The sequence below is a fragment of the Pseudolabrys taiwanensis genome (genome assembly GCF_003367395.1).
Classification (GTDB): Bacteria; Pseudomonadota; Alphaproteobacteria; order Rhizobiales; family Xanthobacteraceae; genus Pseudolabrys; species Pseudolabrys taiwanensis.
Genome location: NZ_CP031417.1, coordinates 2,987,921 through 3,008,968, shown reverse-complemented (window position 1 = coordinate 3,008,968; position 21,048 = coordinate 2,987,921). Strand labels below are relative to the sequence as shown.

16 protein-coding genes and 1 tRNA gene are annotated in these 21,048 nt (G+C 65.9%); 14 read left to right on the top strand and 3 right to left on the bottom strand.

The window, feature by feature from the left end; translation table 11 throughout:
• Positions 1-53: 53 nt before the first annotated feature.
• A complete protein-coding gene (locus DW352_RS14385) occupies positions 54-2,141 on the bottom strand; it encodes an ATP-dependent helicase (protein WP_115691980.1) in 2,088 nt (695 codons plus the stop codon).
• A gap of 225 nt (positions 2,142-2,366) precedes the next feature.
• On the opposite strand from DW352_RS14385, the gene DW352_RS14380 reads away from it, so the two are divergent.
• The 7 genes from DW352_RS14380 to DW352_RS14350 all read left to right on the top strand — a co-directional run bounded on the left by DW352_RS14380 (position 2,367) and on the right by DW352_RS14350 (position 12,102).
• The gene (locus DW352_RS14380) at positions 2,367-3,635 is read left to right on the top strand and encodes a DUF763 domain-containing protein (protein ID WP_115691979.1); all 1,269 of its coding nucleotides are present in this window, start codon (positions 2,367-2,369) and stop codon (positions 3,633-3,635) included.
• A gap of 431 nt (positions 3,636-4,066) precedes the next feature.
• Positions 4,067-4,156, top strand: a complete 90-nt coding sequence (locus DW352_RS14375; protein ID WP_115691978.1) for a K(+)-transporting ATPase subunit F — start codon at positions 4,067-4,069, stop codon at positions 4,154-4,156.
• Positions 4,157-4,165: 9 nt separating this feature from the next.
• Positions 4,166-5,869, top strand: coding sequence for a potassium-transporting ATPase subunit KdpA (gene kdpA / locus DW352_RS14370; RefSeq protein ID WP_115691977.1), 1,704 nt, complete (start codon positions 4,166-4,168; stop codon positions 5,867-5,869).
• 17 nt (positions 5,870-5,886) lie between these two features.
• Positions 5,887-7,959, top strand: a complete 2,073-nt coding sequence (gene kdpB / locus DW352_RS14365) for a potassium-transporting ATPase subunit KdpB (RefSeq protein WP_115691976.1) — start codon at positions 5,887-5,889, stop codon at positions 7,957-7,959.
• Between the two features lie 11 nt (positions 7,960-7,970).
• Positions 7,971-8,573 carry a K(+)-transporting ATPase subunit C gene (locus DW352_RS14360; RefSeq protein WP_115691975.1) on the top strand — a complete coding sequence of 201 codons (603 nt, stop codon included), beginning with the start codon at positions 7,971-7,973 and terminating at the stop codon, positions 8,571-8,573.
• Positions 8,574-8,731: 158 nt separating this feature from the next.
• Positions 8,732-11,416 carry a sensor histidine kinase gene (locus DW352_RS14355; RefSeq protein ID WP_115691974.1) on the top strand — a complete coding sequence of 895 codons (2,685 nt, stop codon included), beginning with the start codon at positions 8,732-8,734 and terminating at the stop codon, positions 11,414-11,416.
• Positions 11,413-12,102: a response regulator gene (locus DW352_RS14350; RefSeq protein ID WP_115691973.1), complete on the top strand. Its 690-nt coding sequence runs from the start codon at positions 11,413-11,415 to the stop codon at positions 12,100-12,102. The genes DW352_RS14355 and DW352_RS14350 overlap by 4 nt, the downstream gene beginning before the upstream one ends.
• 48 nt (positions 12,103-12,150) lie before the next feature.
• On the opposite strand, the gene DW352_RS14345 is transcribed toward DW352_RS14350, so the two are convergent.
• Positions 12,151-12,225 (bottom strand) — tRNA-Thr (locus tag DW352_RS14345).
• 113 nt (positions 12,226-12,338) lie between these two features.
• Between DW352_RS14345 and DW352_RS27070 the strand changes: the two genes are divergently transcribed.
• Both DW352_RS27070 and murA read left to right on the top strand, forming a co-directional pair.
• Entirely contained in the window at positions 12,339-12,506 is a 168-nt protein-coding gene (locus tag DW352_RS27070) for a hypothetical protein (protein ID WP_170153524.1), read from the top strand.
• 154 nt (positions 12,507-12,660) lie between these two features.
• A complete protein-coding gene (gene murA, locus DW352_RS14340; RefSeq protein ID WP_115691972.1) occupies positions 12,661-13,950 on the top strand; it encodes a UDP-N-acetylglucosamine 1-carboxyvinyltransferase in 1,290 nt (429 codons plus the stop codon).
• 127 nt (positions 13,951-14,077) lie between these two features.
• On the opposite strand, the gene DW352_RS14335 is transcribed toward murA, so the two are convergent.
• Entirely contained in the window at positions 14,078-16,939 is a 2,862-nt protein-coding gene (locus DW352_RS14335; protein WP_115691971.1) for a phospholipase D-like domain-containing protein, read from the bottom strand.
• 192 nt (positions 16,940-17,131) lie between these two features.
• On the opposite strand from DW352_RS14335, the gene DW352_RS14330 reads away from it, so the two are divergent.
• From DW352_RS14330 to DW352_RS14310, 5 genes are all read left to right on the top strand, one after another.
• Positions 17,132-17,818: a molybdate ABC transporter substrate-binding protein gene (locus DW352_RS14330; RefSeq protein ID WP_115691970.1), complete on the top strand. Its 687-nt coding sequence runs from the start codon at positions 17,132-17,134 to the stop codon at positions 17,816-17,818.
• Between the two features lie 81 nt (positions 17,819-17,899).
• The gene (locus DW352_RS14325; RefSeq protein ID WP_245434122.1) at positions 17,900-18,361 is read left to right on the top strand and encodes a DUF2948 family protein; all 462 of its coding nucleotides are present in this window, start codon (positions 17,900-17,902) and stop codon (positions 18,359-18,361) included.
• A 111-nt stretch (positions 18,362-18,472) separates the two neighbouring features.
• Positions 18,473-19,768: a histidinol dehydrogenase gene (gene hisD, locus DW352_RS14320; RefSeq protein WP_115691969.1), complete on the top strand. Its 1,296-nt coding sequence runs from the start codon at positions 18,473-18,475 to the stop codon at positions 19,766-19,768.
• A complete protein-coding gene (locus DW352_RS14315; RefSeq protein ID WP_115691968.1) occupies positions 19,768-20,265 on the top strand; it encodes a UPF0262 family protein in 498 nt (165 codons plus the stop codon). Before hisD ends, DW352_RS14315 begins: the two co-directional genes overlap by 1 nt.
• Positions 20,266-20,399: 134 nt before the next feature.
• Positions 20,400-20,867: an arsenate-mycothiol transferase ArsC gene (locus DW352_RS14310; protein WP_115691967.1), complete on the top strand. Its 468-nt coding sequence runs from the start codon at positions 20,400-20,402 to the stop codon at positions 20,865-20,867.
• Positions 20,868-21,048: the final 181 nt, after the last annotated feature.

The window sequence follows — 21,048 nt, the reverse complement described above, 5'->3', positions numbered from 1 at the left end:
TCGTGCTGGGCCCCCCGCTTCCGCGGGGGCGAACGGAAGACAATAGCCTCTAGCTACTCCCACATCTTGCGCATGCGCGCGCGCACGTCGACGCTGACGCCGCCATTCGCGCTTCCCGGCCGCGTTCCCCTTGATGGCGGCCAGGACGCGCTGGCGAAATGCTTGGTCAGCGCGCTGGGGATGAAGCGCGTGCGCTGCGCATAGACGTGGCGGTCGCCGGTCGAGCGCTGGCCGCTGGTATAGAAGCGCTGCGGCACCATGACGTGCAGTTGGTCCTTGGCGCGGGTCATCGCCACATAAAGCAGGCGGCGCTCCTCCTCGATTTCGGTCATCGAGCCGGTCGACAGATCGGAGGGGATGCAGCCATCCACGGTGTTGAGCACGTAGACGGAGGTCCATTCCTGGCCCTTGGCGGAATGGATGGTCGAGAGGATCAGATAGTCCTCGTCGAGCAGCGGCACGCCGGATTCATCGCTCGTGGCGTCGGGCGGATCGAGCGTCAGTTCGGTCAGGAAGCGGTCGCGGCTCGGATAGCTCGAGGCGATCTGCACCAGCTGCGCGATGTCGCCCTGGCGGACGGCGGCATCCTCGTAAATGCGTTCGAGATGCGGCTCGTACCAACGCGAGACGAGATCGAGTTCGCCCGGCCAGCCGATCGCATTCCGCCGCAGCAGGCCGATGGTCTCCTCGAAATCCGGCCAGTGCTTCACGGCCGCTGCCGGCGGCTTGAAGCCGGCAATGGCGGCGACGGGATCGCCCATCTCGTTGATGCTGTCGAGCAGGCGGCCGGCCGTGCCCGGTCCGATGCCCGGCATTAGCTGCGACACGCGGAAGCCGGCAACGCGGTCGCGCATGTTCTGCGCCCAGCGCAGCATCGCCAGCACGTCCTTGATGTGCGCGGCTTCGAGAAACTTCAGGCCGCCGAATTTCACGAAGGGGATGTTCTTGCGCGTCAGCTCGATTTCGAGGCCGGCGCTGTGGCTGGAGGTGCGGAACAGCACGGCCTGCGATTTCAGCGTGATGCCGGCCTCGCGGTTCTCCAGGATCTTGGCGACGATATAACCGGCTTGCGCGACATCGTCGGCGACGTTGACCAGCAGCGGCCGGTCCGCCGATGGCCGGTCCGACCACAGGTTCTTGGTGAAGCGTTCGGCGGCGAGCTCGATCACCGCATTGGCGGCGGCGAGGATCGGCTGGGTCGAACGGTAGTTGCGTTCGAGCGTGACGACCTCGGCCTTCGGCGTGAAGTGGCCGGGAAAGTCGAGAATGTTGCGCACGGTGGCGGCGCGGAAAGAGTAGATGGACTGCGCGTCGTCGCCGACCACGGTCAGCCCGCGTCCGGTCGGCTTCAGCCCGAGCAGGATCGATGCCTGCAAGCGGTTGGTGTCTTGATATTCGTCGACCATCACGTGATCGAAGCGCGATGCGATCTCCTCGGCGATCGCGCCTTCCGTCATCATCTGCGCCCAGTAGAGCAGCAGATCGTCGTAATCGAGCACGTTCTGCTTCTGCTTGGCTTCGACGTAAGCGCCGAACAGGCCGCGCAGTTCGGCTTCCCATTCCGCGCACCAGGGATAATAGCGCTGCAGCACTTCGGCGAGCGGCGTTTCGGCATTGACGCTGCGCGAATAGATGGCGAGGCACGTGCCCTTCATCGGGAAACGCTTGTCCATCTGCGACAGGCCGAGTTCGTGCCGCACGAGGTTCATCAGGTCGGCAGAATCCTCGCGGTCGTGGATGGTGAAGACCTGTTCGATGCCGATCATCTGCGCGTATTCGCGCAGCAGCCTCGCGCCGATGGCGTGGAAGGTGCCGGACCACGACAGCGACGCCGCGAGCGGGGCGCCTTGCGCGCCGAGGATTTGCGCGGTGATGCGCTCGACGCGCCGCTGCATCTCGGCGGCCGCGCGGCGCGAAAAGGTCAGCAGCAGGATGCGGCGCGGATCGACGCCGCCGAGAATGAGATGCGCCACGCGGTGCGCCAAGGTGTTGGTCTTGCCCGAGCCGGCGCCGGCGATGATCAAGAGCGGCGGGGCGTCGTTGAGGAACTCGCCGCCGTGCTCAACCGCGCGGCGCTGCTCGGCATTCAGCTTGGCGAGATAGGACGCCGGAGCAGCCTGACGATTCGAGCTAAGTTCCAGATTTTGCAGGCTCTTTCCCCATTGCTCAGCACGGCCAGTGTATCGTACAAAGCATGAACGAAGGGTTTTGTCGATTGCGACCGATCATGGGTTCGTCGCCGTAGGGTGGGTTAGGCGCGCGGCGCCGTAACCCACCATCGAGCGCTTCGGCGAATTCAGCCGGTGGGTTACGCGCCTTCGGCGCCAACCCACCCTACGAAGCGGCGAAAGGGAGAGGCTTTATTCATGGCGCGCCGGGCCGGAAGTGCCGATCTGCCGCTGCACGGCGGTCACGTGCCGCCGTGGCTGGCGGCGCGCATGACGCGGCTCGGTGCGGTGATGACGCAGGCCATCGTGCACCATTACGGCCGCGACGAGTTCCTGCGCCGCATCGCCAATCCTTTCTGGTTCCAATCCTTCGGCTGCGTGATGGGCATGGACTGGCATTCGTCCGGCATCACCACCAGCGTCATCGGCGCGCTCAAGCGCGGCCTCGCGCCGCTCGCCGGCGAACTCGGCATTCATGTCTGCGGCGGCCGCGGTGCCAAGTCGCGCGAGACGCCGCAGCAACTCGTGAATATCGGCGAGCGGCAGGGCTTCGACGGCGCGGGGCTGGCGCAGACGAGCCGCCTCGTGGCCAAGGTGGACAGCGCGGCGGTGCAGGACGGATTCGATCTCTATCTGCACGGCTTCTTCGTCACCGACGACGGCAAGTGGACCGTGGTGCAGCAGGGCATGAACGGCGACAAGCGCCAGGCGCGCCGCTATCACTGGCTGTCCGAGGGACTGACCAGCTTCTTCGACGATCCGCACACGGCGATCGACGGCAAGGGGCAGGGCGAGATCGTCAACCTCGCCGACAAGCGCGCGCAAGGCTCGCGCAACGCGCAGCTCGACCTGTTGGCGTCGCTCGGGCCGGACAAGATCGCGCGCGAGTTCGCATCGCTCGGCGGCGAGCCGGCGCCGAAGCCTGAGCCCGCGCAGCTCGCCTTGCCGCATCTCGTCATGCCGGCGCACCACGACGTGCGCGAGGACGACGTGATCGCCCGCCGCCTGCGCGGCAATCTCGCCGCCGCCGCCGATCGCGGGCCGAAGGACTTTTCCGAATTGCTGCTCACGCCCGGCGTCGGCGCGCGCACGGTGAAGGCGCTGGCGCTGGTGGCCGAAGTCGTGCACGGCGCGCCATGCCGCTTCAGCGATCCCGCGCGCTTCTCGCTCGCCCATGGCGGCAAGGATCGGCATCCGTTCCCGGTGCCGCTCAAGGTCTATGACGAGACCATCGGCGTGCTGAAGTCGGCCGTGCAGAACGCCAAGCTCGGCCGTGAGGAAGAGCTGTCGGCCTTGAAGCGGCTCGACGATCAGGCGCGTCTGCTCGAAGCGCGCGCGGAGGGGCCGTCGGTGGAGGGCTTCATCGCGCAGGAGATGGACGCCTCTCCGACCTATGACGGCCGCTCGGTGTTCGGCTGGGAAGCCGAGTTGCGCGCGGCCTCGCCGAAGCGGCGGCGCAGCGTGTGACGCGGCTGAAGCCATTTATGATCAAGCTGATCCAGTCTCCGTTCATTCCCGCGCAAGCGGGAATCCAGCGCCGTATTGCAACTCTTATATGTTTGGCCCGGGGGTCCCGCTTTCTCGGTTACGAGCAGTATTGGTCAATCCACGACCATGAAACATGTTCGCGCGGTGCAAGTTCGCCGTCTTTCAAGCCGCCAGTCATAAACCCGGCATAAAGGCCGTGGCGCCGCGGCATCATCTTTATTTCCTCTTGATGTGGCGCAAATCCATTCCGCATCGCTTCTTTACGGTCGGACTTCTATTTCGAAGCTCGCTCCAGAACCTTTGAAAGGGAACGTTTTATGCTCGATCTCGTCGTTCTTGCCCTCGGTATCGCCCTGTTCGCGCTGACGTTCGGTTACGCCATCGCCTGCGACCGCCTCTAAAGGTGCGCCATGCCCATCGACTATTCGCTCGCCGCCCTCGTGACCATAGGGCTGCTGATCTACCTCACCTATGCGCTGCTGCGCCCTGAGCAATTTTAGGGGGTGACCATGACCGTCATCGGTTGGGTCCAGATTGTTCTGTACTGCGCTATCATCGTCGCGCTCACGCCCATGCTGGGCGCCTACATGACGCGCGTCTTCAACGGCGAGCGCACCTTCCTGTCGTTCGCGCTGCGGCCCGTCGAAGTGGCGCTCTATCGCGTCGGCGGTATCGACGAGAAGAGCGAGCAGGGCTGGCTCACCTACACGGTGGCCATGCTGCTGTTCCATGTCGCCGGCTTCGCCATCCTCTATGCGTTGATGCGGCTGCAGGGCGTGCTGCCGTTCAATCCAGCCGAAATGACCACGGTGCCGCCGGATCTCGCCTTCAACACGGCGGTCTCCTTCATCACCAACACCAACTGGCAGAACTACGGCGGCGAAAGCACGATCTCCTATCTCGTGCAGATGCTCGGCCTGACGCACCAGAACTATCTGTCGGCGGCGACCGGCATCGTCCTCGCCGTCGCGCTGGTCCGCGGCTTTGCCCGCGCTTCGGCGAAGACGGTCGGCAATTTCTGGGTCGATGTCACGCGTTGCACGCTCTACATCCTGCTGCCGATCTGCGTCGTCTACACGCTGTTCCTGGTGTGGCAGGGCATCCCGCAGACGCTCGGTCCCTATGTCGATGCAACGACGCTGGAAGGCGCCAAGCAGACTATCGCCGTCGGCCCGGTCGCCTCGCAGGTCGCGATCAAGATGCTTGGCACCAATGGCGGCGGCTTCTTCAACGCCAACGCCGCACATCCGTTCGAGAACCCGACCGCGCTGTCGAATTTCGTGCAGATGCTGTCGATCTTCGTGCTCGGCGCCGCGCTGACCAACGTGTTCGGCCGCATGGTCGGCAACCAGAAGCAGGGCTGGGCGATCCTCGCCGCGATGGGCGTGCTGTTCCTCGCCGGTGTCGTCGTCTGTTACTGGGCCGAGGCGAGCGGTACCAACATCCTGAGCTCGCTCGGCCTGACCGGCGGCAACATGGAAGGCAAGGAGGTCCGCTTCGGCATCGTCGCCTCGGCGCTGTTCGCGGTGATCACCACCGCGGCCTCCTGCGGCGCCGTCAACGCCATGCATGACTCGTTCACCGCGCTCGGCGGCATGATCCCGCTCATCAACATGGAGCTCGGCGAGATCGTCGTCGGCGGCGTCGGCGCCGGCCTCTACGGTGTGCTGCTGTTCGTCATCGTCACCGTGTTTGTGGCGGGCCTGATGGTCGGCCGCACGCCGGAATATGTCGGCAAGAAGATCGAGGCGCGCGAGGTGAAGATGGCGATGCTCGCCATCCTGATCCTGCCGCTGATGATGCTCGGCTGGACCGCGATCGCCGTCGTCTATCCGCCGGCGGTGGCGTCGATGGCCAATGCCGGGCCGCACGGCTTCTCCGAGGTGCTCTATGCCTACACCTCGATGACCGCGAACAACGGCTCGGCCTTCGCCGGCCTCACCGGCAACACCTTCTTCTACAATCTGTCCGGCGCGGTCGCGATGTTCATCGGCCGTTTCTGGATGATCGTGCCCGCGATGGCGATCGCCGGCGCGTTGGCGGCCAAGAAGTCGGTGCCGCCGTCGCTCGGCACTTTCCCGACCACCGGCGGCCTGTTCGTCGGCCTGCTCGTCGGCGTCATCCTCATCGTCGGCGGTCTCACCTTCTTCCCCGTTCTCGCGCTGGGCCCCATCGTCGAGCATCTCGCGATGCTGGCCGGCAGCGTCTTCTGATCTCGGAGTAACGACCCATGGAAGTCTCCAAACTGCGCAAGCGGATGCCGGCGTCCACGCTGCTGGATCCGAAAATCGTGATCCCGGCGATCGGCCAGTCGTTCGTCAAGCTCGACCCGCGCACGCTGGTAAAGAATCCGGTGATGTTCGTGCTCGAGATCGTCACGCTGCTGACGACGGTTCTGCTCGTGCGCGATCTCGTTGCCGGCGGCCAGTCGATCGGTTTCGAGTTCCAGATCGTGCTGTGGCTGTGGTTCACCGTGCTGTTTGCCAATTTCGCCGAGGCGGTCGCCGAAGGCCGCGGCAAGGCGCAGGCCGATACATTGCGGCAGACGCGCACGCAGACGCGCGCCAAGCGGCTGCAGGCGGCCGGCAATGCCGATCGTTATGACACCGTCGCCGCCGACGAGTTGCAGGCCGGCGATCTGGTCGTGTGCGAGGCGGGCGATGTCATCCCGGGCGACGGCGAGATCATCGAGGGCGTCGCTTCGGTCAACGAAGCGGCCATCACCGGCGAATCCGCGCCGGTGATCCGCGAGTCCGGTGGCGACCGCTCGGCCGTCACCGGCGGCACCACCGTGATCTCCGATCGCATCGTCATCCGCATCACCTCGTCGCCCGGCTCGTCCTTCCTCGATCGCATGATCAAGCTGGTGGAAGGCGCCGAGCGGCAGAAGACGCCGAACGAGATCGCGCTCACCATTCTGCTGGTTGGCCTCACCATCATCTTCGTGTTCGCGACCGCGACCATCCCGAGCTACGCGGCTTATGCCGGCGGCGCCATCTCGGTGGTCGTGCTGGTGGCGCTGTTCGTGACCTTGATCCCGACGACGATCGGCGCGCTGCTCTCGGCCATCGGCATCGCCGGCATGGACCGCCTGGTGCGCTTCAACGTGCTCGCCATGTCCGGCCGCGCGGTTGAGGCGGCCGGCGACGTCGACACGCTGCTGCTCGACAAGACCGGCACCATCACCTTCGGCAACCGGCTGGCGACCGAGATCATCCCGGTGCCGGGCGTCACCGAGCGTGAAGCCGCCGAAGCCGCCTTGCTCGCCAGCGATGCGGATGAGACGGCGGAAGGCCGCTCGATCATTACGTTGGTGCAGGACAAGTATTACGTCCGTCGCCAGGTGGTGCCGGCCGAGGCGAAGTTCATCGCGTTCTCGGCGATGACGCGTCTGTCCGGCGTCGATGTCGGCGCGCGCCGGCTGCGCAAGGGCGCCGTCGATGCCGTGCTCAAGTTCGCGCGCGAACAGGCGGGCCAGGATGTCGCCGAGCCGCCGGCCTTCCGCGCGGCGGTCGACAAGATCGCGCGCGCGGGCGGTACGCCGCTGGGCCTCGCGGAGAACGGCCGCATCCTCGGCGTCATCCACCTCAAGGACGTGGTGAAGCCGGACGTGAAGGACCGCTTCGCCGCCCTGCGCCGCATGGGCATCAAGACGGTGATGATCACCGGCGACAACCCGGTGACGGCGGCCTCGATCGCGTCGGAAGCGGGCGTCGACGACTTCATCGCCGAGGCGACGCCCGAGGACAAGCTGCGCTACATCCGCAACGAACAGACGCATGGCCGATTGATCGCGATGTGCGGCGACGGCACCAACGACGCGCCCGCGCTGGCGCAAGCCGATGTCGGCGTCGCCATGCAGAGCGGCACGCAGGCGGCGCGCGAAGCCGGCAACATGGTCGACCTCGACAGCGATCCCACCAAGCTCATCGAGGTGGTGGAGATCGGCAAACAACTGCTGATGACGCGCGGCGCGCTGACCACGTTCTCCATCGCCAACGACGTGGCGAAGTATTTCGCCATCATCCCGGCGATGTTCGCCGCGTTCTATCCGCAGCTCGGTGTGCTGAACATCATGGGTCTGTCGACGCCGCAGAGCGCCATCCTGTCGGCGATCATCTTCAACGCGCTCATCATCATCGCGCTCATCCCGCTAGCGCTCAAGGGCGTGAAGTATCGGCCGATCGGCGCCGCCGCGCTGCTGCAGCGCAATCTGGTGATCTACGGCGCCGGCGGCATCATCCTGCCGTTCATCGGCATCAAGGCCATCGACATCGTCGTCACGGCCTTGCACCTCGCTTGAGGAGAAAAAGAATGTTGAAGGAAATCCGCCCGGCCATCGTCTTCGTCGTCGGCCTGACGATCATCACCGGCCTCATCTATCCGCTCGCCATGACCGGCCTCGCCGGAGCGCTCTTTCCGTATCAGGCGCAAGGCAGCCTGATCGAGAAGGACGGCAAGGTGATCGGCTCCGCGCTCATCGGTCAGTCTTTCGCGGCAGACAAATACTTCCACGGCCGTCCCTCGGCGACGACCGGCCCCGACCCGAAGGATCCGACCAAGAGCGTCGGGGTGCCTTACAACGCGGCGAACTCCGGCGGCTCCAATCTGGGTCCGACCAGCAAGGCGCTGGCGGACCGCGTCAAGGAGGATGTCGAGACTCTGAAGAAGGAAAATCCTTCGGCAGCGGTCCCGGTCGATCTTGTCACCACATCGGCGAGCGGCCTCGATCCCGACATCTCGCCGGCGGCGGCTCTGTTTCAGGTGCCGCGTATCGCCAAGGCCCGCGGGCTGACGGAGGCCAGCGTGAGCGCGCTGGTGCAAAGCCAGACGCAGGGCCGCTGGCTCGGGCTTCTCGGCGAGCCGCGTGTGAATGTGTTGAAGCTTAACCTCGCCCTCGATGCGATGAAGTCGTAGGCTGGCGCGCCAGATCGCGTTCTCCGCGTCATGGCCGGGCTTGTCCCGGCCATCCACGTCTTCTTCCTTCTGTCGTTGGAAGACGTGGATGCCCGGCACAAGGCGGGGCATGACGGCGTCGTTGGACGCGCTTACGGAGGCAGTCTTCAAGGGACCATATGGCGAGCGACGAGACGCAAAGAGCTTCGCCGGATGCGTTGCTGGCCCTGGTCAAGAAAGAAGGCCGGGGCCGGCTGAAGATTTTTCTGGGCGCGGCGCCGGGCGTCGGCAAGACCTACGCCATGCTCACCGCCGCGCACAGCGAGCGCGCGGGCGGGCGTGACGTCGTCGCCGGCCTGATCGAGACGCATGGCCGCCGCGAAACCGAGCAGCTTGTCGTCGGTCTCGAGGTGCTGCCACGCAAGTCGATCGTCTACCGCAACCAGATCGTGCACGAGTTCGACATCGATGCCGCGCTGGCGCGGCGGCCGAACCTGCTGCTGGTCGATGAGTATGCGCACACCAATGTGCCCGGCAGCCGGCATCCCAAGCGCTGGCAGGACGTCGACGAACTGCTCAATGCCGGTATCGACGTCTGGACCACGCTCAACATCCAGCATCTCGAAAGCCTCAACGACGTCGTCCAGAAGATCAGCAAGGTGCGCGTGCGGGAGACCGTGCCCGACACCGTGTTCGACAAGGCGGACGAGGTCGTGCTGGTCGACTTTCCGCCGGACGAACTGCTCAAGCGTCTGGCCGAGGGCAAGGTCTACGTCCAGGACACGGCCGCGCGCGCGGTCGAGCATTTCTTCAAGCCGCAGAACCTGACGGCGCTGCGCGAACTGGCGCTGCGGCGCGCCGCCGAGCGGGTCGATGCGTCGCTGATCGAGCGCATGCAGGCGCAGGCGATCGAAGGGCCATGGGCCGCGGGCGAGCGCATTCTCGCTTGCATCGGCCCCGACCCGATCTCGCCGACGGTCGTGCGCACCGCCAAGCGCATGGCCGACCTGATGGATGCGCCGTGGATGGCGGTGACGGTCGAGCGGCCGGGGACGGTGCTCGACAACGTGCAGCGCCAGCGGCTCGACGACGCGATGGCTTTGGCGCAGAGCCTGGGAGCGGAGACGCAGACGCTCACGGGGCCGGATCTGCCGGCCGAGCTGCTGCGCTTCGCCAAGTTCGAGAACGTCACGCAGATCGTCATTGGCCGCTCGCGCGGCGGCTTCTTCAACGAGCTGTTGCGGCGCTCGCTGCCGCACGAGCTGGTGCGGCGTACGCAAGACATCGCCATTCATCTGGTGACGCGTGAGTCGGAGGCGCCGGCGGAGCCGGGCAAGCGCCGCTGGCGGTGGCTGGCGCCGCGCCCGTTGCACTTCATCTATGCGACGCTCGCGGTGGCGGGGGCACTCGGCGTCGGCGAGGTCCTCACCTCGCTCACGCCGCTTCCCAACCTGTCGATGATCTTCATGCTGGCGGTGCTGTTCACCGCCATCAACTTCGGCATCTGGCCGGCGATTTATGCCTCGCTTCTGTCGTTCGCCGTCTACAACTTCTTCTTCATCCCGCCGCTCTACACCTTCACCGTCGCCGAGCCGTACGAACTGCTCGCGCTCGTCATCTTCCTGCTCATCGCCGTCGTGTCCTCGGCCATGGCCGGCCGCGTCCGCGATCAGGCGCGCGTGGCGGCAAACCGGGTGCGTGCGATGCGCCGGCTTTACGAGTTCACCCGCCGCATGTCGGGGCTTGCGACGCAGGATGCGCTGGCCGAAGGCGCGGCGAGCGAGATCCACGCCAGTCTGGCGCGGCCGGTCGTGGTGCTCCTGGCGCAGGGCGACGAATTGGCGCTGACCGCTGCGTGGCCGCCGGAGGACGAACTCGACGCCGCCGCCGCGACCGCGGCGCGCTGGGCCTTCAGCCATGGCGAGCCGGCCGGTGCCGACACCGGCACCTTGCCGATCATCCCATGGTACTTCGTGCCCCTGCGCATCGGCGACAAGAGCCTCGGCGTCATCGGCGTCGGCAAGGAAGGCGACACGGGCCCGCTCGATTCGGAAGCGCGCGCGTTGCTCGATACCCTGTCGGAGCAGACGGCGGCGGCGCTCGACCGGGCGTCGCTCGCGCGCGAGATGGTCAACGCGAGGACCGCCACCGAAACCGAACGCGTGCGTAACACCTTGCTGGCATCGATCTCGCACGACTTCCGCACGCCGTTGTCCTCCATTCTCGGCGCGGCGACGAGCCTGCTGGACTACGGCGACAAGCTGGACGGCGCGACCAAGAAGGACCTGCTCGGGCAGATCAAGCAGGAGACCGAAGACCTCGACGAGATGGTGCGCAATCTGCTCGCCATCACCCGCATCGATGCCGGCGCGCTGGAACTGCGGCGTGACTGGATCGATCTACGGGACGTCGTCGACCGGGTCGTCGGTGCGGCGCGCCGCCGCGGCGCACGCCAGACGATCGCAGTCGAGCTGCCCGCCGACCTGCCGCTGGTAAGGGCCGATGCGACCCTGGCCGAGCAGGCGATCGGCAACGTCGTCGCCAACGCGCTCGTCTATACGCCGAAGGAAACGCGTGTCGTGATCGATGCCATTGTCAGCCCGGATCGCGTAACCTTGCGCATCGCCGACGATGGCCCCGGCATTGCGCCGGACGTGCTGCCGCATATCTTCGACAAGTTCGCCAAGGGAACGGACCACAGCATGACACGCGCCGACGGCAGCCAGAGCACCGGCCTCGGCCTCGCCATCGCCAAGGGCATCATGGCGGCGCATGGCGGCGCGATCGACGTCGAGACCCCGGTTGCCGGCGGCCGCGGCGCACGCTTTGCCTTGGCCTTCCCGCGCGAGCAGGCCGGGGCATGAGCGCGAAGACCCGCGTCCTGGTCGTCGACGACGAGGCGGCGATCCTGCGCTTCCTCAAGCCCGCGCTCGAGGCCAACAATTACGAGATGGCGAGTGCCGGCACGGTGGCCGAAGCGATCAAGCGCATCGCCGCGGATACGCCGGACATCGTGCTGCTCGATCTCGGGTTGCCGGACGGCGACGGCAAGGATGTGATCCGTCGTGCGCGCGAATGGTCGGACGTGCCGGTCGTCGTCTTGTCGGCGCGCGAGCGCGAAGCCGAGAAGATCGAGTCGCTCGATCTCGGCGCCGACGATTACGTCAACAAGCCGTTCAACATCGGCGAGCTGATGGCGCGCATGCGCGCCGCGCTGCGGCACCGCCTGCAGCGCAAGGCGGAGATCCCGGTGCTGCGCGTCGGCGATCTCGAGGTCGATGCGGTGCGCCGCCGCGCGACGCGCGCCGGCGCGGAGTTGAAGCTGACGCCGAAGGAGTTCGAGCTGTTGTCGTTTCTGGCGCGCCATGCCGGGCGCGTCATCACCCACAAGCAGATCCTCGCCGCGGTGTGGGGACCGGCGCATACCGAGGATACGCAATATCTGCGCGTCTATATCGGCCAGCTGCGCCAGAAGATCGAAGAGAAGCCCGACGACCCGCGCATCGTGCTCACCGAGCCGGGCATCGGCTACCGCATCGCGGAAAGCTGAGGGCCGGGCGGCGGCGGCAACAACGCCGCCTAAAGCCGCGGAAGCGACTGGTGCTGCCGGAGTGGATTGAACACTCGACCTCCTCATTACCAATGAGGTGCTCTACCACTGAGCTACGGCAGCGAACGGGCGGCCCCGAACGGGTCCGAACCGCGGCGTTACTGCCACACGCTCCCCCGTGACGCAAGGCAAAGGCGCGCCTTGCGCGCCCGCCGGCGCCTTGGATAAGTGAACTCATGGCGACCACCGGCAATAAAGGTAAACCGGACCCCCGCAAGGAGCGGCTCAAGGCGGCGCTCCGGGAGAACCTGCGCCGGCGCAAGGCGCAGGAGCGGGGCCGGGAAGAGGCGACAGGGGCCGAGGCCCCCGAATCGGGTGCGGAGGCCGCCGATTCGGCCAAGTAGCACCGACCGGCCTACCGCTTGGCCGGAGTTTCGCCGTATTTGCCCGGCGTTCCTGGTAACCCCCGCGTAATTTCGGGCTTTGCAGGCGGGCGGCCCCGGTCCATAGATCGGCCAGGCTGAGGAAAAGCCGCTTTACGCAGCGCGGGGCGACAAGATGGATCGGATACGCATCGTCGGCGGGCAGCGTCTGAACGGAACTATTCCGATTTCCGGCGCCAAGAATGCCACGCTTCCTTTGATGATCGCGGGGCTGCTCACCGACGAGCCGCTCATTCTGGAAAATGTGCCGCGGCTGGCCGACGTCATCCAGCTCCAGCGCATCCTCGGCAATCACGGCGTCGACGTGATGATCAACGGCAAGCGTCTGGGCGACGACCCCAACGCCGGCCGCACGATCACGCTGTCCGCGAAAACCATCGTCGACACCACCGCGCCCTATGAGCTCGTGTCGAAGATGCGCGCCAGCTTCTGGGTGATTGCGCCGCTGGTCGCGCGCATGGGCGAAGCCAAAGTCTCGATGCCGGGCGGCTGCGCCATCGGCACCCGCCCGGTCGACCTCCTCATCATGTCGCTGGAGAAATTGGGCGCCGAGATCGAGATCGAAGGCGGCTATGTCATCGCCCGCGCCAAGAACGGCCTGCGCGGCGGCGAGATCGCCTTTCCCAAGGTCACTGTCGGCGGCACGCATACCGCGCTGATGGCGGCCTCGCTCGCCCGCGGCACCACCGTGATCGAGAATGCGGCGCGCGAGCCGGAAGTGGTCGACGTCGCCGACTGCCTCAACAAGATGGGCGCCAAGATTTCCGGCGCCGGCACCTCCCGCATTGTCGTGGAGGGCGTCGCCAAGCTGTCCGGCACGCGTCACGCCGTGCTGCCCGACCGTATCGAGACCGGCACCTATGCCATGGCCGTCGCGATGGCCGGCGGCGACGTGCTGCTGCAGAACACGCGGCCCGATCTGTTGCAGTCGGCGCTCGACGTGCTGACGGAGGCCGGCGTCACGATCACGCCGACCAACGAAGGCATCCGCGTCGCGCGCAACGGCGCCGGACTCAATCCGGTGCAGGTGACGACGCAGCCGTTCCCCGGCTTCCCGACCGATCTGCAGGCGCAGTTGATGGCGCTGATGACCAAGGCCAAGGGCACCTCGCACATCACCGAAACGATCTTCGAAAATCGTTTCATGCACGTGCAGGAACTGGCGCGTCTCGGCGCGCGCATCTCGCTCGACGGCGACACCGCCACCATCGAAGGTGTCGCCAAGCTCAAGGGCGCGCCGGTGATGGCGACGGATCTGCGCGCGTCGGTGTCGCTGGTGATCGCGGGCCTCGCCGCCGAAGGCGAGACCATGGTCAACCGCGTCTATCATCTCGATCGCGGCTTCGAGAAGCTCGAAGAGAAGCTCGGCGCCTGCGGCGCGGCCATCGAGCGGATCAGCGACTGAGCGAACTCCCGTAGGGTGGCTAAGGCGGCGCAGCCGCCGGGCCCGCGACCGGGGTCTCAAACAAGCAGACTTTGAGGAGGTGGGCACGGTGCGCAACGCGTGCCGTTGCCCGCCCTAAAGAGAGGCTTCACAAGGTCTCGAGATATTCCTCGATACTGACCTTGACCATACCGCGCGGCGCCGCGCCCTCCGCGGTTGCGAGCTCAACTCCGGACGGAGCCGAGTCGATATCGTCGGTCGCCAAGTTGGCCCAGTCGTGTTCGAATACGTTGGCGAAGTAGTTCGCGAGCTTTTCATCCTCGAACAACAGGCTGGCGTCGCGGTTGAGCGACACGCCTTGCTCCGACCAGTTCTGGCTGCCGATCATCACGCGCTGGCGGTCCACCACGATGCCCTTGGTGTGGCAATTGCGCTGGACGCGGATGGCGCTCATGTCGAAGCCGAAGTCCTGGAGCGCCTCCAGGTTCTTGCGCGCATCGGCCTTCATCAGCAGGCGAAAGATGACGCGCACGTTGACGCCGGCGCGCTGTTTGTCGAGCACGGCGGACATCAGTTCGCGTAGCTTGGCGTGGTTCGGCTTCGGCGTGTTGAAAGTCTGATTCTGGATCAGCAATTCCTCCTGCGCGCTCTCGATGAGCGATAGAACGTGCTCATGGTAGTTGTCCGGCGTGAGCAAAGGCTGGACGTCGAACTCGCGGGTTTCGATCAAAGGCTCGAAATACTTGAACGCGGCCGCACGCTCCGTGGCGGTCGGCATGAACATTTCGGCCGGCATCAAAAGGTCGGGCAGGATCATCGCCTCTTCGGCGCCGCCGATATTGTGATCGTAATCGTTGCGAAGGTACTTTTCGAAGTCGGCGGCGAGCCCCGGATGGTCGACGATGGCGTGCCATTCGCGGTTATATTCCGACAGCCATGATCGCTTCCACGGCAGCGCCAGTGGGTTTGCCGGCGGCTGGTTCGACGATTGCCAGTTGCCGCTCGACAGCCAGAACGACGACTTGTCGCGGACCGCGACCTTGATGTGATAGGAACTCGCGACCCAGCCGTTCACCGCGCCGATTTTGACCCAGGCGACCTTGAATTTGTCGCCGAGCGCGGCTTCCAGCTCATCCACGACCTCTTTGTCTTTGAGATCGTTGGCCTTGGTGCCGCTGCCGACGCTTTGCCCCGGCTGGATTGTCAGCAGCATCTCCTTGAAGCCCCGGACGGTGCCGGCATTTTTGACCGCATCGACGATATGCGGGGCGCCGAAGTCGTACATGCCGACGGTCAAGGTCTTCTTCGTGCCGTCGAGGAAAGCCGAGAGCTGCGTCCATCCCGCGTCGGGGCTTAAGTGCGCGTTGACCGTCATGGACGCCTTTACCCGTTGCAGACCGGGGCTTGGCGGCGGCGTATAGGTGATCTCCTCGACGCTCGGCAGATTGAGCGCCAGCGCCTCGCGCGCCGGCACGCCTTGGTCGGCGAGGATCAGCTCTTCGATGGTGGGATCGCTGACCTGAACCTTCAGGCCGCCATAGCTCGCCGGCAATTCCTCGACGCCGGCCACGCGAAGGTCGGCGTTGCTCATCTTCTTGCGGACGGTGACGACGAGGGCGCGTTCGCTGGTGATGCGGCCTTTGTCGAACACGTAGCCGAGCCGCACGCTCATGACATTGCCGCGTTGGCCGAGTTCGGCGCGAGCGGCGGCCAGGACCTCGTTCGGGCTCTTGCCGGTGGTGGCTGGCGTTGGCGGCGTCGGCGCCTCTGGTGGCGCTGCGGGCAGCGGTGACGGGGCCGCGGCAGGTGGCGCTGCCGCAATCGACGGCGCGGCCGGTTTGCCGCCGACGTTCACCGTGACCGTCAACGGTATGGTCCATGTGGCGGAGCCATCCTCGGCGACGGTCGCAGTCATGGCGGCTTGCGGCGGCGCCTGCGTGGCGGCTTCGCGCGGGGAACCGATGACGAGCGGCACGACATCCTGCGATGGCGCGAGCATCTCATTGAACAAAGTCCGATGCGCATCGGTGCGGAGTTGATCGCGCAGATGCTGGATGAGGCGGCTGATGCGGACGCCTTCATTCGCCTCCCACTTGATGCGGTCTTCGCCCATCCACGACTGCCAGGGCTGGCCGTCGACCGCCATCGGTCGTCCATCGGCCGTCTTGGCGTAGACGCCCGAGTGATGCAGCGCGACGATTTCCCACCGGTCGTTGAAGACCGGAGCGCCCGACGAGCCGGGCGCCGTATCGGTCTTGTAGTGCAGGAACTGCGGCAGGACGTCGACGATCTGGTTCTCGCGCAGGCTGAGCTGTTTTGGCTCGCCGCTCGGATGCTGGATGATGTTCGCCCATTGCGCGGCGATGGCTTTGCCTTCGTCCTCCGAGAGGAGGTTATAGCCATAGGTGGAAAGATCGCGGCCATCGCGTGACCGGGCGCCGACAGCGACGCAGGCGTAGTCGAGGTCACGGTCGGCGTAAAAGAACTTGTCGGGATCGAACGTGAAGTTGACACCTTGCGTGATGGTGCCGTCTCCGCGTCGTTCGTAATTGAATTCGGCGAGCGAGTTGCGCGCGACGATCGGGTCGCCGAGAACGTGATGGTTTGTAATGAGCAGGCGCGGCGACACCATGAAGCCGGTGGCGTAGCCTGCCGGACGGCTGTCGCGCACGCTGATCCAGATGCGCGCGATCGTGTTGGCGACGCGGAGGCCTTCCGCGAGGAACGCCACGCCCATGAGGTCGCTCGCACCGATCTGGCGTTCGAGAGCGATCTCGGGTGGCAACCCCGCCGTCTCACCGGCCATGACTGTCGACAAGGCTTCGACGGTCGGCGTGCCGTCGGCCGACAGGGTCAATCCCCGCCGCTTGAGGAACTGCTGCACGCGCTCCGGCGTGTCGACTTCCAGCGGCCGGTGTTCTTCGATCAGGCGCTCGTTGCGCTTCCGTTGCGCCGTCCGCTCGTCAAAACGCTTCTGTGTCTGCTGCAGTTGGTAATTGTCGATCAACATGGTGGCCCCCCGACCATCCGACCCGTTGATGCCGTTACAGCCGCCAGTACAGGGCAATGCGCGGCAACCTGCAATTGTTTTTTGAAGTTTTTACTGTCTTAAAGCTGTCATGACGGCGCTGGACTTGGTGGCCGGTCGCCGCCACGATCCCCTGGCGTCAGGGGAGGTAACAGGTTGGTCCAGGTTAAAGTCATGAGCGCCGGCGCCGTCGAGGCGGTGGTTCGTCAACTCGCGCCGGAATTCGAGCGCGCAAGCGGCCATAAGGTCGATCTGAATTTCGGCACCGCCGGTTCGATGCGCGACCGCATCAAGAACGGCGAAAAGGCCGATCTCATCATCCTCGCCGATGCCGGCATTGCCGAGCTCGACAAGCTCGGCCACGTCAAACCCGGCAGCGTCACGCCGCTCGGCCGCAGCGTCATGGGCGTCATCGTGCGGGACGGCGAACCGGCGCCGGACATCTCGACACCTGAAGCCTTCATCCAGGCGCTGCGCAATGCGCCGACCTTTGCCTATACGAACCCGAAGTCGGGCGGCACCGGCGGCATCATGTTTGCCGCCCTGCTGCAGAAGCTCGGCCTGCTCGATGAGGTGGACGCCAAAGCCGTGCTCGGCAAAGGCGGTCACGACGTGTCGGTCATCATCGCGGAAGGGCGCGCCGCGCTCGGCACCACCTTCATCAGCGAGGCCTTGCCGGTGAAGGGCGTCACGGTGGTCGGCCCGCTGCCGGGCGACCTGTACTTCGCCAATACCTATACCGCGGCGCTCGCCGCCGACAGCGCCGTGGGGACGGAAGCGGCGGCCTTGCTGGCCGCCTTTACCGCCCCGGCGAACCGGCCCCGCTGGACGGCCGCGGGCCTCGAACCGGCCTTCCCTTAAGTACGTCTCGCATCTTGCGGCTGCACAGGGCCTTGCCTAATTAGCGGTGATGAAGGAGTGATCAGCGCCAGGGGCACGGAAATGGACCAGATCAAATTCATCGTCCTCGACGAGGAGGACCTGCAAGTCGCTTCGGCGCATCTGCAGGATGCGGTGGTCAAGGTTTCCGACATCCTATGGCGGCCGCAGGAGAAGCGCTTCGTGGTCGCGCTCAATCGCTTCGATTGGGAAAGCGCCAACGCCGATGAGCCCAAGTTTCGCCGCCGCCGCGCGGCCCTGCGCTTCGAGCGCGTTCAGTCCTGCAAGTGCAAGGACATGAACCCCGCCGGGAAGGACACCGTCCATAACCTTCTGGCGGTCGAGTTCGCTCCCACCGATATGCCCTCCGGCGTCGTCAGCCTGTTCTTTTCCGGCGGCGGTGTCCTGCGGCTGGAGGTCGAATGCCTGGAGGCCGAGCTGGCCGATCTGGGGCCCGCCTGGGTCACGACCTGCTGTCCCAAGCACGCCGAGATCGAGGGCGTGGCGGTCGCCGAGCAGCGCTAATATCCCTTGATTCAGCCGTTCCGAGGCGCTCGCGGGGCGAGCGGACCCGGAATGACCGCGAGATGGGCTCGGAGGGTTGACGGCCGGGCGCGTATCACCCATTCACCTGTCATGCCCCTTCGCCTCGACAGCCAAAGCGCCGATTTTGCCGACCGTTTCCGGTCCTTCCTCAGCGTCAAGCGCGAGGCCTCGCAGGATGTGGAGCAGACCGTCCGCGGCATCATCGAGGCGGTGATCTCGCGCGGCGACGAGGCGCTCAAGGAATTCACCGCCAAGTTCGACCGCATCGACGTCGCCAAGATCGGCCTGCGGGTCAGCGCCGCCGAGATCGATGCCGCCGAAAAGGCGTGCGATAAAGACGCGCTCGCTGCGCTCAAGCTCGCCCGCGACCGTATCGAGGCCTATCACCTCCGGCAGAAGCCCAAGGCCGAGGAACGTTTCACCGACGCGCTCGGCGTCGAGCTGGGCGCCAAGTGGACCGCTATCGAAGCGGTCGGCCTTTACGTGCCGGGCGGCACCGCCGCCTATCCTTCATCCGTTCTCATGAACGCCGTGCCGGCCAAGGTCGCCGGTTGTCCGCGGCTGGTGATGGTCGTGCCGTCGCCGGACGGCAAATTGGCCCCGCTGGTGCTGGCGGCGGCAAAGCTCGCCGGCGTCGACGAGGTTTATCGCGTCGGCGGTGCGCAGGCGGTGGCCGCGCTCGCCTATGGCACCGAGACGATCGCGCCGGTGGCCAAGATCGTCGGTCCCGGCAACGCCTATGTCGCCGCCGCCAAGCGTCTGGTGTTCGGCAAGGTCGGCATCGACATGATCGCGGGTCCGTCCGAGGTGCTGATCCTCGCCGACAAGACCGGCAATCCCGATTGGATCGCGGCCGACCTCCTGGCGCAGGCCGAGCACGATACCAGCGCGCAGTCGATCCTGATCACGGACTCGCCCGAGCTGGCAACCGACGTCGAGAAGGCCGTCGAGTCGCAGCTCAAGACCTTGCCGCGTGCCGACGTCGCTTCGGCGTCGTGGCGCGACTTCGGTGCGATCATTCTCGTGCCGAAGCTGGCGGACGCGGTGCCGCTGGTCGATCGGCTCGCGCCCGAGCACCTCGAGATCGCCGCTGTCGATGCCGAAGCGCTCACGGCGAAGATCCGCAATGCCGGCGCCATCTTCATCGGCGCGCATACGCCCGAGGCGATCGGCGATTACGTCGCCGGCTCCAACCACGTGTTGCCGACGGCGCGCTCGGCGCGTTTCTCGTCGGGTCTCAACGTGCTCGACTTCATGAAGCGCACGTCGCTGCTCAAATGCGGTCCCGAACAGCTGCGCGCGCTCGGCCCCGCCGCGATCGCGCTCGGCGAGGCCGAGGGCTTGGGCGCGCATGCCCGTTCGGTGGCGATCCGCCTCAATCTGTGATGAACACCCCGAACACCCCTCCCGGCTCGAAGCAGCGTCTGGTTGCGGTGACGCTGGACGAGGCGTCGATTGGGCGTTCCAACGCGGATGTCGAGCACGAGCGCAAGATCGCGATCTACGATCTGCTCGAGCAGAACTCGTTCGTGCCGGTCGGCCATGAGGGCGACGGCCCCTACACGCTGCACCTGTCCATCAACGGCAACCGTCTGGTGTTCGACATTCGCCGCGAGGACGGCACGCCGGTGATGGCGCATCTGTTCTCGCTCTCGCCGCTCAGACGGATCGTGAAGGATTACTACCTGATCTGCGACAGTTACTATCAGGCCATCCGCACGGCCACACCCGACAAGATCGAGGCGATCGACATGGGCCGCCGCGGCATCCACAACGAAGGCTCGCGCATCTTGATGGAGCGGCTCAAGGACAAGGTGGCGATCGACAGCGACACCGCTCGCCGCCTGTTCACTTTGATCTGCGTGCTGCACTGGCGGGGGTGAGCGGTGCCGCAGCGCCTTTGCCCCATACTCCGCTCATTCCCGCGCAAACGGGAATCCAGCGCTGCCTATGACGTGAATGCGACGTCGCGCTGGGTCCCCGCTTGCGCGGGGACGAGCGGACCTTAAGACCGTCCATGATCGCGCCCGCGCGCTCCACGCGTCCTCAGGCAGTGTTGTTTGCATGCGGTCAGAACGCGGTGCGCTCGCCGATGGCGGCCGGTCTGTTCCATCAGCTTTATGGCAAGCAGGTCTATGTCGCATCCTGCGGCGTGCAGAAGGGCGAGCTCGATCCCTTCGTGGTCGCGGTGATGGATGAAATCGGCATCGACGTCGCCCGGCACAAGCCGATCACCTTCGAGGAACTGGACGAACTCGAGGGCCTCAACTTCGACCTGATCGTCACGCTGTCGCCGCCGGCGCACCACAAGGCGCTGGATCTGACCCGGACCATCGCCGCCGACGTCGAATACTGGCCGACGGTCGATCCGACCGGCATCGAGGGCAGCCGCGAGCAGCGCCTGAATGCCTATCGCGAGGTCCGCGATCAGCTGCTTGCCCGCATCCGCGAGCGTTTCGGCCGGCCAGGGGCGGGGAATGAGTAGTCATGTCATTCCGGGACGCCGCGAAGCGGCGGGCCCGGAATCCATACGCCGCAGCGCTGCGGGTTATGGATTCCGGGTTCGCTCGCCAAGGCTCGCGCCCCGGAATGACAGCGAACATTGTGAACCCGCGCCTGTTCCGCTAGTTTCCGCGCCCAATCACCTGTTTTTGCCTCCAGATTCG